Source organism: Streptomyces graminilatus (assembly GCF_001418565.1).
GTDB classification, from domain to species: Bacteria; Actinomycetota; Actinomycetes; order Streptomycetales; family Streptomycetaceae; genus Streptomyces; species Streptomyces graminilatus.
Map to the genome: position 1 here is coordinate 1 of NZ_LIQQ01000275.1, position 15,905 is coordinate 15,905.

Sequence of the window (15,905 nt, forward strand, 5' to 3'; positions counted from 1 at the left end):
CGGTGGCGTCGGGGACGCGGCCATCGCCGGGGCCAACCTCGCGGGTGCCGCGAAGATCATCGCCGTCGACATCGACGACCGGAAGCTGCGCACCGCCCGCACGATGGGCGCCACGCACACGGTCAACTCCAAGGAGACCGACCCGGTCGAGGCGATCCGTGAGCTGACCGGCGGCAACGGCGCCGACGTCGTGATCGAGGCGGTGGGCCGCCCGGAGACGTACAAGCAGGCGTTCTACGCCCGTGACCTCGCCGGGACGGTCGTGCTGGTCGGGGTGCCGACGCCGGAGATGAAGCTCGAACTTCCGCTGATCGACGTCTTCGGGCGGGGCGGCTCGCTGAAGTCGTCCTGGTACGGCGACTGCCTGCCCTCCCGCGACTTCCCGATGCTCATCGACCTGCATCTCCAAGGCCGCCTGGACCTCGCCAAGTTCGTCACCGAGACCATCGGACTCGACGAGGTGGAGAAGGCGTTCGAGCGGATGCACGGCGGCGACGTCCTGCGCTCGGTGGTGGTGTTCTGATGACCGCACGTATCGAACGCCTCGTCACCTCCGGCCGGTTCAGCCTCGACGGCGGCACCTGGGACGTCGACAACAACGTCTGGATCATCGGCGACGACCACGAGGCGATCGTCATCGACGCCGCCCATGACGCCGACGCCATCGAGGCGGCCGTCGGCGACCGGCGGCTGACCGCCATCATCTGCACCCACGCCCACAACGACCACATCGACGCGGCCCCCGCGCTCGCCGAGCGCACCGGCGCCACCATCTGGCTGCACCGCGACGACCTGCCGCTGTGGAAGCAGACCCACCCGGACCGCGAACCCGACGCCTGGCTGGCCGACGGCCAGGTCATCGAGGCAGCCGGCGCCGATCTGACGGTCCTGCACACGCCCGGGCACGCGCCGGGCGCGGTCTGCCTCTACGACCCGGGGCTCGGTACCGTCTTCACCGGCGACACCCTCTTCAACGGCGGCCCGGGTGCCACCGGCCGCTCCTACTCCAACTTCCCGACGATCATCGACTCGATCCGGGACCGGCTGCTCGCCCTGCCGCCCGGGACGAAGGTCCTAGCCGGGCACGGCGACCCCACCACCATCGGCGCCGAGGCACCGCACCTTGAGGAGTGGATCGCCCGGGGCCACTGACACAGCACGCGCGTATGGGCGCCCGCCGTCGCAACGGAGGGCGCCCATACGGACGTACAACAGTGGGGGCGGGAAGGTGTGTTCAGGCGGCGACCGGCAGTCCCGGAGTGCGGAGGACCTGGCGGTCGGCGTCCACCGCGAACACCTCGCAGCCCTCGCGGGCGGCGGCCCACTCGATGCCCTCCGCGCCCATCGCGAACGCGGCCGTCGCCGTGGCGTCCGCCTCGGTGAGCGTGGGGGCGACGACGGTCAGGCTCAGCAGCCCCGTCGCCGGGCGGCCGGTGCGGCCGTCGAGGATGTGGTCGCCCCGCTCATAGCGGGCGGAGGTCGCCACACCCCCCTCGGCGATCTCCAGCACCGCGCACAACCGGTCGGCGTACTCGGGATGCCGTACGCCCACCCGCCAGGGGCGCCCGGCGGCGACCACATCACCGCCCGCGTTCAGACAGAACGTCCGTACGCCCGCCGCCGCCAGCAGATCCGCCGCCCGCTGCACCGCCCATCCCTTCACCACCGCGCACGGATCGAGACCCCGGCCGGGCAGCCGGACGTCGAACGCGCCCTTCGTCGCGACCCGGTACTCCTCGCACAGGCCGAGCACCTCGGTGAGGTCCGCGCTCAGCTCGGCGGAGGCCAGCTCGCCCCGGTCGAGACGGGACACCTCGCTGTCGGGCTTGAACGGGCTGAACCGCGCGTCGACCTCGTGGAACCAGGCGAACACGGCGTCCGCCGTTCCCGCGGGGACCTGCTCGTCCTCGATCAGCAGCGAGATCGGGAACCCCATGATGTGCTCGACGCGCCGCATCTCCTCAGCCCTCCGCGTCGATGGCGGCCTGGAGGGACTTCTTGTAGGCGTCGCTGGTGATGGTGGCGCCGGAGACCGTGTCTATGCCGGCGCTCTGCGCGGCCAGGGTCTCCTTGATCAGGACCGGTACTGCGGCCGTGGTCTGCGGGTGGTTCGGCTGCTGGAGCATCTTCACGGACGCGATCTTCTCGCCCGCGAAGACCACCTCGACCTGCACGGTGCCCTTCTCGGTCCGCACGGCGGGCCCGGAGACGGACTTCGACGCGGAGGAGGCCGGCTTCGCGTCGATGGCGGCCTGGAGGGACTTCTTGTAGGCGTCGCTCGTGATCGTCGCGCCGGAGACCGTGTCGACGTCGGCGCTCTGCGCGGCCAGCGTCCCCTTGATCAGGACCGGTACGGCGGCGGTGGTCTGCGGGTGGTTCGGCTGCTTCAGCATCCGCACCGAGGAGATCTTCGAACCCGCGAACGTCACCTCGACCTGGACGTCACCCTTCTCGGTCTTCACGACGGGACCCGCGACGACCCTGGACGACGAACCGGAGCCGCCCGACGACGTGGACGGGGGCGAGACGGAGGCCGAGGACGTGGTGGCCGGTGACGGCTCGTACAGCCAGACGGGGACCAGGCCCGCGATGCTCAGAACCAGGACAGGCAGTGCTCTTTTCACGACGTTCCTCTTATCCGGCCAGGCTGAAGCGCTCGAAGTGGGTCTGCGACTTGGGCACGCCCAGCTCCCGCAGGCTGCGCAGCACCGCGTTCATCATGGGCGGCGGGCCGCACAGGAAGACATCCCGGTCCGCGATGTCCGGCACCAGCCTGGCCAGTTCGGCCGGGGCCAGCTTGTCGGGGACGGCGGGCCCGCTCACCAGGTGCAGCTCGGCGCCCTTCGCGGCGGCGAGGTCCCGCAGCTCCCCGTAGAGGACGGCGTCCTGGTCCCTGGCCACCCGGTAGATGACCACGGCGTGGCCCTCGATCTCCTCCAGCAGCGCGCGGATCGGCGTGACACCCACACCGCCGGCGATGAGGACGGACTCCGGCCGGGTGCGGTGCAGCGCGGTGAACGCGCCGTACGGGCCCTCGGCGAAGACACGGGTGCCGACCGGGATGTGCCGCAGGGCGGCGCTGCCGTCGCCGGCCGCCTTGGCGGTGAGCCGCAGCGATTTGCCGTCGGGCGCCGCCGACAGCGAGAACGGGTTCGCCTGCCACCAGCGGTCCTTGGTCATGAACCGCCACAGGAAGAACTGGCCGGCGCGGGCGGGCAGCTTGTCGAGGTCGCGGCCCGTCATGTAGACCGACACGACGTTGTCGGCCTCGGGGACGACGGCCGAGACCCGCAACCGGTGCCGGAGGTTCCTGCGCAGCGGCAGCACCACCCGGCCCAGGAACACCGAACCGAGCGCCACACCCCACAGGGCCCACCAGTACGCGGTGGCGGCGGACGACGAGGTGAACGTCGTACCGACCCCGACCTGGTGGGTGAACGCCAGGACCACCGCCACATAGGTGTACAGGTGGATGAAGTGCCAGGTCTCGTAGGCGAGGCGGCGACGGGCGTAGCGCGCGGAGACCGCGCCGATGAGCATGATCAGGAACAGGGCGACGATCGCGCGCAGCACGCCCTCGGTGGTCTCGGCCAGCTCCACCAGCTCGTCGACCGGGCCCAGGTTCGCGCCCTCGGCGTAGCCGAAGGTGATGAACACCGCGTGGGACATCAGCGTCCACAGCAGCCCGAAGCCCACCCAGCGGTGCCAGGAGGTCAGCCGGTCCATGCCGATCCGGCGGTCCAGCCACGGCAGCCGGGCCACCAGCACCAACTGGAAGGCCATGAAGAGCGCGCCGTACAGCCCGGCGAGCCGGCCCAGCACGATCAGGGCGTTCGAGGCGAACCCTGCCTGGGTGAAGAAGACGGTCACGACAGCCACGTTGGCGGCCAGCACGGCGTACAGGCCGGTGCGGGCCACCACTCTGGGGCGTATCGCCGTGGGGGGCGAAGCGGGAGGCGATTGGACGGGCGTCACGGCCTGTGCTCCTTGCTCGGGTCTGGGGACACCGAGCATGACCGACCGTAGCTGTCGATGAGCTGTCTCTTGACTTTCAAGTCGTTATCGATCGCGCGTTCGGGGCGGAAGAGCTATGGCGTCGCGAGCGGCGTGCAGCACTATGAGCACGTGGAAAAAGTACGACTTCTCGTTGTGGACGACGATCCGCCCATCGCCGACCTGGTCGCGACGGTCGCCCGCTACGAGGGCTGGGAGGCGGTCGCGACGTACTCCGGTGAGGAAGCGCTGAGCAGGGCCGCCGAGTTCCGGCCGGACATCGTGGTGCTCGACCTGATGCTCCCGGGCCTCGACGGCTTCGCCGTGCTCGACCGGCTGCGCCTGTCGGGAACCATGGTCCCCGTGGTCTTCCTCACCGCCCGCGACGGAGTCGCCGACCGGGTCGCGGGGCTCACCCGGGGCGGCGACGACTACCTGGTCAAACCCTTCGCCGTGGAGGAGTTGATGGCCCGGCTGCGGACCGTGCTGCGCCGCAGCGCGGGCCCCGCCTTCCAGCGGTCCGTGCTCCGGGTGGCCGACCTGACGATGGACGAGGACACCCGCGAGGTCCGCCGCGGCGACAAACGGCTCACGCTCACCCCGACCGAGTACGAGGTGCTGCGCTACCTGATGCGCAAGTCGCCGACCGTGCTCACCAAGGCACAGATCCTCGACCACGTCTGGGAGTACGGCTTCGGCGGCCGGTCCAACGTCGTCGAACTGGTCGTCAGCCGGCTCCGCCGCAAGCTCGACGATCCCGACCAGCACGACGAACCGCTGATCCACACCGTGCGGGGCGTCGGCTACGTGGTCCGGCAGGTGGGCGAGTGATCCGCCGCCTCCGGCAGCCCTACCACAGGCTGCGGCTGGGCACGCGGCTCGCACTGGGCATGGGCGTGCTCGCGCTGGTCGTCTTCGCGGCCGTCGGCACGTCGCTCTCGATGTACATGCAGGAGTACCTGGTGCGCCAGCTGAGCGACCAGATGACGCACGTCCAGACCACCCAGGCCAAGGACGTCCAGGAGTACGGCAGCGTCCAGGACAAGCCCTACTGGGGCTGGTACAGCGCCTCGTACAGGATCTCGGGCCCCGCGCCCGTCCTCCGCAAGCCCGCCGACGTGCCGCCGGACGCCGGTGAACTCCTCGCCACCGCCGAGGCCGTGCGGACCTCCGGCGCCGACGTGCTGCGCACCGCGCGCATCGGCGGGGAGTCCTACCGGCTGCGCGCCTGCGAGGTCGACGACGGGATCGTGCTGGTCACCGCGGCGCCCCTGGAGGACATGGAGAACACCATGGACCGGCTGGTCATGGTCCAGGTCGTCGCCTTCGCGCTCGCCCTGCTCGGCCTGGTGATCTTCGGCCGCGCGGTGCTGCGGCGCGGCCTCAGGCCGCTGAGCGCCATGGCGCACACCGCCCGCGGCATCACCTCGCACGACTTCACCGACTCCGCCCGGCTGCCCGTACGCGCCGACAGCGGCAAGGGCGGCAACGGCGGCCCCGAGGTCGAGGAGCTGCGGACCGCCTTCAACACCATGCTCGAACACATCGACGACTCGCTCGCCGTGCGCACGGAGGCCGAACAGCGCCTGCGCCGCTTTGTCGCCGACGCCTCGCACGAGCTGCGCACCCCGCTGATGTCGGTACGCGGCTATGCGGACCTCTTCCAGTACGCCGCCGCCAACGAACCCGGCGAACGCGACCGGCATCTGGCCCGGCTGCGAGCCGAGGCGGCCCGGATGGGCGTCCTGCTCGACGATCTGCTGCTGCTCGCCCGGCTGGACGCGGCCCAGGTCGAGACCCCGCTGCGGCCGGAGAGCGCCGATCTGGCGGAGCTGGCCGGCCAGGCCGCGGACGCCTTCCGCGCGGGCCACCCGGACCATCCGCTGACGGTGACGGGGGTCCCGGGGGAACTGCGGCTGCGGCTCGACCCGCTGCGCATCCGGCAGGTCCTGGACAACCTCCTGACCAACGCGGCCGTGCACACACCCGCCGGTACGGCGGTGTCCCTGGACGTGAGCGTCGACAGGGGCGGCGACGGCGCCGAGGGCCACGCGGTGGTCCGGGTCGCCGACGAGGGCCCCGGCATTCCGGCCGCCGACCAGGACCGGGTCTTCGACCGCTTCTACCGCGTCGACAAGGCCCGCAGCCGCGACCGGGGCGGCAGCGGCCTCGGCCTCGCGGTCGCCCGGTCACTGGTGCGGGCCCACGGCGGCACCCTCGACGTGACCAGCGGCCCCGGCCGCACCGCCTTCACCCTGCGCCTGCCGCTCGACAGGACGGACCAGCCGAAGAGAACGACCTGAACGCACATGGCGACCGGACCGACTCAACTGAACACAACGACTCAGTCCGAACTGCTCGGCACGGACGATCTGAGGAGACCCCCCACTGTGAACGTACTGATCGTGTTCGCCCACCCCGAACTCTGCTCCTTCAACGGCGCGTTGAAGGTCAGAGCCGTGGACGTCCTGAAGCGCGCCGGACACGAGGTCGTGGTCAGCGACCTCTACCGGCTCGGCTGGAAGTCGGCCGTCGACGCCGACGACTTCCCCGGAGACTGGACCGACCCGGACTTCCTGGACGTCCCCGCCGAGCAGGAACGCGTGTCGGCGACGCACGAGACCCCGCCCGACGTCCGCGCCGAACAGGAGAAGGTCGCCCGCTGCGATCTGCTGATACTCCAGTTCCCGCTGTGGTGGTCCGGCATGCCGGCCATCCTCAAGGGCTGGGTTGACCGCACGATGGCCCGCGGCTTCGCCTACACGGAAGGCCGCGCCTACGACACCGGCCCCCTCAAGGGCAGACGCGCCCTGGTGTGCACGACCACCGGCACCCCCTCGGGCCTGTACGACCCCCACGGCACCGACGACGACGTGGACCGCGCCCTGTGGCCCATCCACCAGGGCGTCCTGCGCTGCCTGGGCTTCGAGGTCCTCCCCGCGTTCGTCGCCAGGGCTCCCGGGGAGGCGTCGGCGAAGCAGCGGGTGCAATACCTCGCGGAGTACGCCGAACGCCTGCTCGCCTTAACCCGGTAGGGGCGCGGGGCCGGGCACCGCCTGCCTTGCGGGCTGCTCCCGTACGAGGGAGGCCACATGGCCGGTGACCGTGTCGACGATGTCCATGCAGGCCTTCTCGTCGCGCAGGGCCAGGAAACCGAGCGTCAGCCCGTCCGTCATCGCGGCCAGATAACCGGCCAGCACCCGGACGGGCACGCTCAGTTCGAAGCCCATCGACTCGCGCAGCCCGTCCAGCAGCCCGGCGTACGTGTCGGTGTACAGCTCGTACTGCCGGCGCGCCAGATGTTCGAACCCCGGCTCGCGCAGGGCGTACTGGGTGAGTTCGTACGTCAGCATGTGCTCGCCCGGGTGGGCGGCGGCATGGTCCCAGTACGCCCTGAAGCCCGCCCGGATGGTCTCCTCAAGGGTGGACCGGGGCTGGATCGCCTCGCGCACCACCTCGACGCAGTGATCCGTGATCGTCGTGATGACCGACTCGATCAGCGCCTGCTTGGAGTCGAAGCAGTAGTGGAAGACGCTCAGTGACACGCCGGCCTCCGCGGCGATGGACCGGGTCGTCGTCCTGGGGACGCCGTCCCGGGTCATCGCGCGGATGGCCGCCTCCGTGAGCTGCCGACGCCGCTCGGCCGACGGCTTGCGTGCCATGAACTCCCCCTGGGCAGTAACTCAGGTGCCGTAGACACCCACTTCATGGAGTGAGTATCCCCACTTCGTGCCCCGAACCAGTCCATGAACGCGCACATAGCGGGCCGGTGTCCCCGCGAACCGCGCCGTGTCCAGGCCGCCGTCACCGACGGTCGTGGACCAGGCGGTCTGCCAGTTCGTACCGTCCGTCGACAGCTCCACGCGGTACGACTTGCCGTACGCGCGCTCCCAGTCGAGGGTGACCCGCCTGACCAGGTTCGTGGACCCGAGGTCGAGCTGGAGCCACTGGTCGTCGCTCCAGTCGCTCGCCCAGCGGCTGTCCGCGTCGCCGTCCACCGCGCGGCCGGGCTGGAAGCTCGTGAACGGGTTCGACTCCGACGAACTGGCCGTCGCGGACACACCCTTGGCCAGGTTCACCCCGGCCCGGTGGCTCTCCGCCGCGCCCCAGGTGTCGAGGTAGGACTCGGCACCCCGGAACAGGTCACGGACCGCGTCCTCGCCGCCGACCTGACGGATGTCCTGGATCCAGTCCGGGATCATCCCGACGTGCGCGGCCCCGTCCTTGTTGATGTCCCAGGTGCGCGAACCGGTGGTCTGCCGGTCGATCACCGAACCGCCGTCGACACTGGTGAAGGGGTACGTCACCGCCGTACCCGTGTCCGTGCCGCGCGGGGCGGGATGGTCGCCGATGCCGTTGAAGTCGGTGCCGTAGCCGTAGCCCCTGCCGTACTTGGCGCGCAGGGAGCTGGTGCGCGCGGCCTCCGCGACGAACGCCTTGGAAGGGTTCATGTACTGGGCGATGAATCCGCCGAGACCGTAGACCCGGTCGGTCCAGTTGAGGTCCATCCAGCTGTGCGAGGAGATCAGGCCCGGGTAGGACTCCGCCTCGAGGATGTCCATCGCCTGACCGGCCGCCTTGACACCCATGTGGTCGATCTCGAGCATCATCTTGCGCTTCATCAGGCCGCGCACCGCGTACTCGCCGAGCGAGGTGAGCCCGCGCTTGTTGCACTGCGCGTCCGCGCTGTACGCCGGCACCTCGGTGCCCTCCGGCAGTTCCGCCGCCGCACTGGTCGCCGCGGCGCCGCCGATCGGGTTGTCGTGCATCGCGGTCGCGCACTTCTCCGTCTGCCAGAAGGTGCCCGTCGACAGGAACTGGCCGATGTTGATGGCCGTACCGAGCCCGCCCTGGTCGAACCGCACCCCGCACAGCGCGTTGTCGAACTTGTGGCACAGGAACATGCTGCGCACACCCAGGTCGTACAGCTCGTCGAGGCCCTTGTCGATGTCGGACCTGTCGCACTGCGCGATGTCCAGGATCTGCTTGCAGCCGAAGGGCTCGGACGTCTCGACGCCGAGGACGACGGCCAGCTTGCCCTGCTCGATCACCTCACGCGCCTGCGCGCTGTCGGTGACGATCCGGAACCAGCCCTTGCCGGCGCCGCCGTACTGCGCGTCGATGAAGTCCTGGAGCTGGTACGTCAGTTTGGCCTGGAGGCGGATCGACGTCATCTCGTCGCAGCCGCGGTCCTTGAAGAAGTAGACCGAACAGATCACGCCGTTGGTGACCAGGTCGTTGACGAGCACCCGCTGACCGCCGCGCCAGGCGCGCTCGACCCAGGCGTAGTAGTTCGCCTGGTGGGTCATCGAGTTGTACGCGGGCCAGTCCTTGAACGTCGGATAGCCGACCGGGTCGTGCTTGCCGTCGCCGCCGTGGGTGATGTAGTCGAACACCGCGAAGGTGCCGTCGGGGTAGTGCTCGGGGCAGTCCTTGAGGGCGTCCGCGATCCCGCTGGTGGAGAACACCTTCCCGCAGATGAGCCGTCCGCCGAAGGCCTCGTTGGAGAACAGGTGGTTGTGCGCGTCGACGAACCCGCGTACCTCGCCACGGGAGTCGGTGCCCTTGAAGGGCTCGCCCGTGACGTTGATCTGGGAGTCGGGCGCCGGCCGTGCGGACGGCGTCCACCAGTCGGTGCCCGCCGCCGAGCTGGGGCCGGTGCCGAGCACCAGCGCCAGCACGGCGAGCAGCAGGGGCAGCACGGTCAGGGGTCTGCGTCCGCGTCTCGGGCGAGGGGGGAAGGCAGGTTCGGTCATCACTCACGTCCTCGCGCAAAGGTTGTCATGGCTCAGGCAACTCTGCGAGGAGGATCGCGACAGCGAGGTGATGGAGTCAATAGTCCGGGACGCTTGACCTGATAACCCGAACGGCCATATGGGGCAAGGGGGTTGTGGCCGTGCCGAAGCGACTACGCCTTGTACGCGACGCCTCCGTACACGTCCGTCGGCTCCGGCGAGGTGCCGGGCTCCGGGTTCCACAGCGGGCAGGAGACGATGCCGGGCTCCAGCAGTTCCAGACCCTCGTAGAGCGCGGCGAGCTTGTCGGGGCTGCGCAGCACGTACGGGACGGCGCCCGTGTCGTCGTACCCGTCCTGGGCGCGCTTGAGCTCCTCGTCGGTGTCCGTGCTGTCGTAGTGCACGAAATAGCTGCCCGGGGGCAGGGCCGCCTGGAGGCGCCGGGTGATCGACTTGGCCTCCTCCCAGTCCTGGATGTGGCCGAGGATGCCCATCAGCATCAGCGCCACCGGCCTGTCGAAGTCCAGGTGGCGGCGCGCGGTCTCGATGATCTTCTCGGGGTCGTGCAGATCCGCGTCCACGTAGTCCGTGGTGCCCTCGGGGGTGCTGGTGAGCAGGGCCTGGGCGTGCCGCAGGACGAGCGGGTCGTTGTCCACGTAGACGATGCGCGACTCGGGGGCCACCTTCTGGGCGACCTGGTGCGTGTTGTCGTACGTCGGCAGGCCGGTGCCGATGTCGAGGAACTGGCGGACACCGCGCTCGCGGGCCACGAAGGTGACCGCGCGGATGAGATAGACGCGCGAGGCACGGGCCATCGTCTCGATGTTCGGGGCGATCCGGCGGTAGTCGTCGCCCGCCACGCGGTCGACCTCGTAGTTGTCCTTGCCGCCCATCCAGTAGTTCCAGATGCGGGCGGAGTGCGGCACCGTGGTGTCGATCTTGGACAGGGCTTCCTGGTCGGGGGTGGGCCGGCCGTCTGTCATCGGAGCTCTCCTGACTTGCCTCGCGTGGATTTCGCTAACCTACCGTCAACTGACGCGTCGATTCCTGGTGTTGTGGCTGACGGGGCGCGGGTGTGCGGATGTGGCAAGCCTGTTCGACGGCCGTGTCGGCCGGGGCGGGGGCGAGGCGCACGCTCACCACGGGAACGTGCTGGGCGAGCGTCCGGAACACCCGCTCGTAGGCGAGGGCGGCGGCAGCGGTCTCCGACCCGTCGTCGCCGTGCCCGACGTCCTGCTCCACGTCGTGCCGCTCCACGTGGTGATCCTGGCCGGCATCGGGCTCGTACCCGGTGAGGTGGAGCAGGGCGCCCTCACGTTCCGCGACCGCCTCGGCGAAGTCGAGCGCCTGGATCCAGGTCACGCGGGACCGTCCGCGACGCAGCGGCCCGTACACGAGTTCCCCGATGATCCCGCCGTCGATGACGAGCCGGCCCGGCGCGGCCAGCAGGTCGCGGTACGGCCGGGCGGGGTCGAGATGGTGCAGGTCATCCGGCGGTCGCCGCAACGGGAAGCCGAGCAGGGTCAGTTCGGACAGCAGTCGGGCCCGGCGGACTCCCTCGTGGCCCTCGACGACCAGGGTCCGGTACGCGGTGACGGTCTCCGTGACGCTCTGCGAGAGGCTCATCCGGTGGATGTCACCGTCCTGGGGGAGCGGCCCGGCAGGGGAGTGCCGGCACGTCCGGGCGGCATGGCTCGACCCGGGGCGCGAGGCGGCGTACGCATGCCGCTCCCTTCGGTCTCACGGTGGTGCGCGCGGACCGGTCGCGCGCGGTGGGGCGTTCAACTCCCCCAGTGTGTAAGGGGCCCGCACGCGGCGGGAGTACCCGTACGGGTTGTCCGGTTGTGCGGGTGTGGTGGTGCGCCGTACGTGTGCGGCTCGCGCGGGAGCGTACGGCGCACGGCGGCGTCAGGCGATCAGGAAGTCGGCCTGGCCGGACTTGGCGCCCTCCAGGAACGCCACCATCTCGTCCCTGGAGTAGACCAGCGCGGGCCCGTCCGGGTCCTTGGACTGCCGGAAGGCGACACTGCCGTCGGGCAGTCGCTTGGTCTCGACGCAGCTTCCGCCGTTGGTGCCGCTCCAGGGCTTGTGCCAGCCCTCGGAGCCGAGTTCGGACGCGGGCATGCCGCTGTGGATGGGACCGTCGGTTGCCATGGTTCACAACTCCTTACGCAGTGCCGCCAGGATCTCCCTGGTCCGAGCGACCGGCTCCGCCTGCACGGACATCCGGTCCAGTACCTCCAGGTACGTCACGACGTCGGCGGGCTGGTCGAAGTACTGCGCGCCGGCGAGGCTCTCCGTGTAGACGACGTCGGGCAGTTCGGAGAAGCCGAATCGGAAGTAGTGGAAGGGGCCGAAGGCACCCGGATGCGGACCCGCGGCGAACCGCATGATCTGGAGCCGGACCTTCGGGTTCTCCAACACCTCACCGAGGTGGTCGATCTGAGCCCGCATCACGTCGGCCCCGCCCACGGGCCTGCGCAGCACGGTCTCGTCCAGTACGGCCCAGACGGCGGGCGCCTCGGGCTTGTCGAGCAGGTCCTGGCGCTTCAGCCGCAGGTCGGCCCGGCGCCGGATCTCCTCGGGACTGTCGTTGGGGAAGCCGATGCGCAGCAGCGCGGCGGCGTAGTCCTCGGTCTGCAACAGGCCGGGGACGTAGTGGGGTTCGTAGAGCCGGATGACACTGGCTTCGCTCTCCAGGCTCACGTAGGCCCTGAACCAGTCCGGCAGCACATCGCGGTACTTGTACCACCAGCCCGGCTGGTTGGCCTCCCTGGCGAGGCGGACGAAGTCCTCGATCTCCTGGGCCAGGACCCCGTAGGTGCGCAGCAACTCCTTCACATAGGGGATGCGGAGGCCGACCTCGGCCTTCTCCATCCGGCGGACCGTCAACGGCGTGACCTCGATGGCCCGGGCGGCGTCCTCGAACGACACCCCTGCCCGCTCCCGCAGATGCCTCAGCCGCTTGCCTAGGACCATCCGAAGGACGGTGGGAGCACTTCCGCCTGAGCGGTTGTCGCTCACGTGGGACCTCCGGGAACCGCCGTCACAGCGGGCAGTGTGCCACGTCTTCGGCTGACCCCGACAGGCCTTTGCTCCGCATTCTGAAATTATCAGAACGAAGGTTGCGAGCTGTGCCTGTCAGTCACCATAGTGATCGGGTGACCTGCCGCACATTCGCGAGGTGGCGTCACCGAAGCCCGTCCGCCCGCCGGGAAGTTGACGTCCCGGCGGATCAGGGCGAGCGGAAGCCCCACGCCGACGTGATGCGAGACCTGGATGGCCGCCGTGACGAACGGACAACCGAGAAGCCCCGGCAGGGGCACGGGCGGAGCCAACAAGGCACTGGCGAGCGCACTCAAGGACGCCGGCTGCTCGTACGCGTCACTCGCGCACCGCGTCAACGAACTCGGCCGCCGCCAGGGCGTGGACACCAACTACGACAAGGCGTCGGTCACCCGGTGGCTCCAGGGCCAGCAGCCCCGGGGCCGCACCCCCGAACTGATCGCCGCCGTGCTGTGCGAGCGCCTGGCCCGCGCACTGTCCCCGGCGGACCTCGGCTTCGTGCCCGACCAGCAACGCCCCGTCGTGGGCAGGGCACTCGTGTACGGCGAGGACGTCGCGGACACCCTGCACACCCTGGCCGAACTCGGCTCCACCGACATCTCCCGGCGCACCCTCCTGGGCCCGGTCCCCTTCGTCCCCGGCGCCCTGACGAACCCTCAGCGCGAGTGGCTGCTCTGGCTGTTGGAGAAGGACCGGACCACCTGCGGGACCGGGGAGACGGGCGGCCTCCGTCTCGTACCGGCCGCCGCCGCGGCCCCCGGCTGCGCCGGTCCAGTGGAACAGGTCCACGCGATGATCGGCATGTTCGACGAGATGGACAACCACTACGGGGGTGGCGGGGTCCGCACCAGCATCGTGCACTACCTGTCCACCGAGATCATCCCCATGCTCCAGCAGCGCGGCCTCGCCCCCGCCCGGCTGCGCGAGCTGTTCGCCGCCGCCGCCCGCCTCGCGGCGATGGCCGGCTGGAGCTCGTACGACGCGGGGGAGTACGGGCTCGCGCAGCGCTACATGACGCAGGGGCTGCGACTGTGCGCCGAGGGACGCGACCGGGTGCTCGGCGGGCAGATCCTGGCCGGCCTGTCCCATCTGGCGACCAGCCTCGGGCGGCCCGACGAAGGCGTGTGTCTGGCCCGGGCCGGGCTCGCCACGGCGACGGGCGCGGGCAGCCCGCTCGGCCTGATGCGCCTGTACGCCATGTCCGCCCGGGGACACGCGGCACTGGGCCGCGCCCGGGAGACCTCCGAGGCCCTGCGCGCGGCCGAGCGGGAGCTGACCGCGAGCCGGGGCAGCGCCGGGGAGTCCCCCTGGGTGCGGTTCCTGGACCACCACTACCTGGAGGCGGAGTCGGCGGTGTGTTTCCGGGACCTGGGCTGGGCTTCGCAGGCGGAGACCACCGCGACGCGGTCCGTGCGCGCCCACGCCGACCGCCGCAGGCGCCAGGCCATCAGCCGTTCCGTGCTGGCCACGGCCCAACTCCAGCAGCACCGACTCGACGAGGCGCTCGGCACGGCGACGGAGGCGCTCGCCGCACTGAGCGGCGTACACAGCGAACGCTCGATACAGGCGCTGCGGGACTTCCGCGGCCGGCTCGGCCCGCACCGCGACGAGCCGATGGTGCAGGAGTTCGAGCGCAGATCGCGACCGGTGCTGGGCGCGGTCGCATAGCGGGCACCGGTTCCACTACGCATATGCAACCGGACAACCCCCGCACTCCCTGGCCCGACGGCCCACCGGTGCTGTTGTCTTCGACAACGGCACCGGTACACCGGAAGGAGACGGATGACGGAACCAGCGGGATCCCCGCCGGGCTTACCCCGTTGTCGCCACCTCTTCGGGGACCGGGCGGGCGGACGACACGACGTGGACGAGAACTACATGGCGAGGCTCCCTTGATCTCCCTCCGCAGACCCCGGCTGCTCCAGGTCGCGGTGCCCGCGCACCCCTCGTGCGCGGCCCGGGTACGGCGTACCGTCACCGAGCACCTCACCCGCTGGCATCTGTGCCATCTGCTCGACGAAGCCGTCCTCGCGACGAGCGAGCTGTTCGCGAACGCGGTGCGGCACGCGGGCACGGCCCCAGCCGACTCGATCGCCCTCGTGCTCGAACACACGGAGGGCGAACTGCGCGTCACCCTCTCGGACCCCTCACCCCTCCTGCCCCGGCCGCGTACGCCCGACACGGCGGCCGAGTCGGGACGGGGACTGGCGATCGTCGCCGCGCTCGCGGACGACTGGGGCACGGCACCGGCCGACCCCGGCACCCCGGGCAAGAAGGTGTGGTTCTCGCTGGCCACCGGAGAGAGGGCGTGAAGGTCATCGGGGGCAGGAGAACGGCATGAGGAGCGCACCGCCCATGGAGACCCCACGAGGCCCGGACGCCGAGCCCCGGCGGGACACCCTGGCCGACCAACTGGTGCGCAGGGCCGAGGAGGACCAGCGGCTGACCCGGCTGGCCCGAGAGGTGCCCACCGCACTCAACCGGCACTACGTCACCCGCTGCCGGGGTGCCAACGCCGACGCCCTGCGGTCGGTCGTCGCCGGGCGCGGCTGGCCGGAGGCCCGTCAGGTAGGGGAGCCCGCCTCGACGGCGGCGCTGATGATCCTGCTGCACACCGCCGACCTCGGCTTCCAGCTCACCTGCCGCGATCTGATCGCGGAGGCCGTGGCGGACGGCGGCTGTCCGGCCGTCCATCACGCCTACATCGCCGACCACTGCGCGGTCGAACTGGGTCAGCCCCAGTTCTACGGCACCCGTATCGACGCCGACACCCTCTGCCCGTACCCGATCCGCCACCCCGAGACGGTCGAGGAACGCCGGCAGGACGTCGGCCTGGCCCCGCTGGCGGAACATCTGCCCGTGTTGCGGCATGTCGTGAGCGGAAAACCGGACAGTGGATGTCAGGTATCGGCGACACCCTGGGCGTGACACCGGTTCCCGGGTCTGCCGGGACCGCTTCACGCACGGAGGAGACACGGACATGCCGAGGACGACGGACAGTCCCCTGGACGGACAGCGGGAGCAGGGGGACGGGGACGGCGGGAAACCCGGAAAACTGGCGGGCAGGGTCGCCCTGGTCGCCGGGGCGACCCGAGGGGCCGGGCGCGGTAT

The 15,905-nt window shown here is 70.6% G+C and carries 17 protein-coding genes; 8 read left to right on the forward strand and 9 right to left on the reverse strand.

Annotated elements, in window-relative coordinates; all coding sequences use genetic code 11:
• Nucleotides 1-523 (forward strand): zinc-binding dehydrogenase (locus tag AOK08_RS23170; protein WP_157876759.1); only part of this gene is annotated, 523 nt, incomplete at its 5' end.
• A complete protein-coding gene (locus AOK08_RS23175) occupies nt 523-1,152 on the forward strand; it encodes an MBL fold metallo-hydrolase (protein ID WP_055529376.1) in 630 nt (209 codons plus the stop codon). The genes AOK08_RS23170 and AOK08_RS23175, both read left to right, overlap by 1 nt.
• A gap of 82 nt (nt 1,153-1,234) precedes the next feature.
• Here AOK08_RS23175 and AOK08_RS23180 read toward each other — a convergent pair whose 3' ends face one another.
• Genes AOK08_RS23180 through AOK08_RS23190 form a run of 3 tightly spaced genes read right to left on the reverse strand, consistent with a single transcriptional unit; the run spans nt 1,235 to nt 3,975 of the window.
• The gene (locus tag AOK08_RS23180; protein WP_055529378.1) at nt 1,235-1,957 is read right to left on the reverse strand and encodes an FAD:protein FMN transferase; all 723 of its coding nucleotides are present in this window, start codon (nt 1,955-1,957) and stop codon (nt 1,235-1,237) included.
• A 4-nt stretch (nt 1,958-1,961) separates the two neighbouring features.
• A complete protein-coding gene (locus AOK08_RS23185) occupies nt 1,962-2,624 on the reverse strand; it encodes an FMN-binding protein (protein ID WP_055529380.1) in 663 nt (220 codons plus the stop codon).
• Between the two features lie 10 nt (nt 2,625-2,634).
• Nucleotides 2,635-3,975 carry a ferredoxin reductase family protein gene (locus AOK08_RS23190; RefSeq protein ID WP_055529382.1) on the reverse strand — a complete coding sequence of 447 codons (1,341 nt, stop codon included), beginning with the start codon at nt 3,973-3,975 and terminating at the stop codon, nt 2,635-2,637.
• Nucleotides 3,976-4,125: 150 nt separating this feature from the next.
• Between AOK08_RS23190 and AOK08_RS23195 the strand changes: the two genes are divergently transcribed.
• From AOK08_RS23195 to AOK08_RS23205, 3 genes are all read left to right on the forward strand, one after another.
• Nucleotides 4,126-4,824 (forward strand): response regulator transcription factor, encoded by a 699-nt coding sequence (locus tag AOK08_RS23195; protein WP_079054217.1) that lies wholly within the window; start codon nt 4,126-4,128, stop codon nt 4,822-4,824.
• Nucleotides 4,821-6,296 (forward strand): sensor histidine kinase, encoded by a 1,476-nt coding sequence (locus tag AOK08_RS23200; RefSeq protein ID WP_055529386.1) that lies wholly within the window; start codon nt 4,821-4,823, stop codon nt 6,294-6,296. Before AOK08_RS23195 ends, AOK08_RS23200 begins: the two co-directional genes overlap by 4 nt.
• An 87-nt stretch (nt 6,297-6,383) precedes the next feature.
• Complete coding sequence (locus AOK08_RS23205) at nt 6,384-7,028, forward strand: NAD(P)H-dependent oxidoreductase (protein ID WP_055529388.1); 645 nt, start codon at nt 6,384-6,386, stop codon at nt 7,026-7,028.
• Here AOK08_RS23205 and AOK08_RS23210 read toward each other — a convergent pair.
• The 6 genes from AOK08_RS23210 to AOK08_RS23235 form a co-directional block, all read right to left on the reverse strand.
• On the reverse strand, nt 7,017-7,655 hold the full coding sequence (locus tag AOK08_RS23210; RefSeq protein ID WP_055529390.1) for a TetR/AcrR family transcriptional regulator: 639 nt from the start codon (nt 7,653-7,655) through the stop codon (nt 7,017-7,019). The genes AOK08_RS23205 and AOK08_RS23210 overlap by 12 nt on opposite strands.
• 21 nt (nt 7,656-7,676) lie before the next feature.
• Nucleotides 7,677-9,749 carry a galactose-binding domain-containing protein gene (locus AOK08_RS23215; RefSeq protein ID WP_055529392.1) on the reverse strand — a complete coding sequence of 691 codons (2,073 nt, stop codon included), beginning with the start codon at nt 9,747-9,749 and terminating at the stop codon, nt 7,677-7,679.
• Between the two features lie 152 nt (nt 9,750-9,901).
• Nucleotides 9,902-10,711: an SAM-dependent methyltransferase gene (locus AOK08_RS23220; protein WP_055529394.1), complete on the reverse strand. Its 810-nt coding sequence runs from the start codon at nt 10,709-10,711 to the stop codon at nt 9,902-9,904.
• Nucleotides 10,712-10,745: 34 nt separating this feature from the next.
• Nucleotides 10,746-11,354, reverse strand: a complete 609-nt coding sequence (locus tag AOK08_RS23225) for a hypothetical protein (protein WP_055529396.1) — start codon at nt 11,352-11,354, stop codon at nt 10,746-10,748.
• Nucleotides 11,355-11,636: 282 nt separating this feature from the next.
• Nucleotides 11,637-11,882 (reverse strand): DUF397 domain-containing protein, encoded by a 246-nt coding sequence (locus AOK08_RS23230; RefSeq protein WP_055529398.1) that lies wholly within the window; start codon nt 11,880-11,882, stop codon nt 11,637-11,639.
• A gap of 3 nt (nt 11,883-11,885) precedes the next feature.
• Nucleotides 11,886-12,707: a helix-turn-helix domain-containing protein gene (locus tag AOK08_RS23235; RefSeq protein WP_055529400.1), complete on the reverse strand. Its 822-nt coding sequence runs from the start codon at nt 12,705-12,707 to the stop codon at nt 11,886-11,888.
• 300 nt (nt 12,708-13,007) lie between these two features.
• Between AOK08_RS23235 and AOK08_RS23240 the strand changes: the two genes are divergently transcribed.
• From AOK08_RS23240 to AOK08_RS23250, 3 genes are all read left to right on the forward strand, one after another.
• Nucleotides 13,008-14,462 (forward strand): NsdA family TPR-like regulatory protein, encoded by a 1,455-nt coding sequence (locus AOK08_RS23240; RefSeq protein ID WP_055529402.1) that lies wholly within the window; start codon nt 13,008-13,010, stop codon nt 14,460-14,462.
• A 224-nt stretch (nt 14,463-14,686) separates the two neighbouring features.
• Entirely contained in the window at nt 14,687-15,106 is a 420-nt protein-coding gene (locus tag AOK08_RS23245; RefSeq protein WP_055529404.1) for an ATP-binding protein, read from the forward strand.
• 43 nt (nt 15,107-15,149) lie between these two features.
• A complete protein-coding gene (locus AOK08_RS23250; protein WP_055529406.1) occupies nt 15,150-15,722 on the forward strand; it encodes a DUF6624 domain-containing protein in 573 nt (190 codons plus the stop codon).
• Nucleotides 15,723-15,905 lie beyond the last annotated feature (183 nt).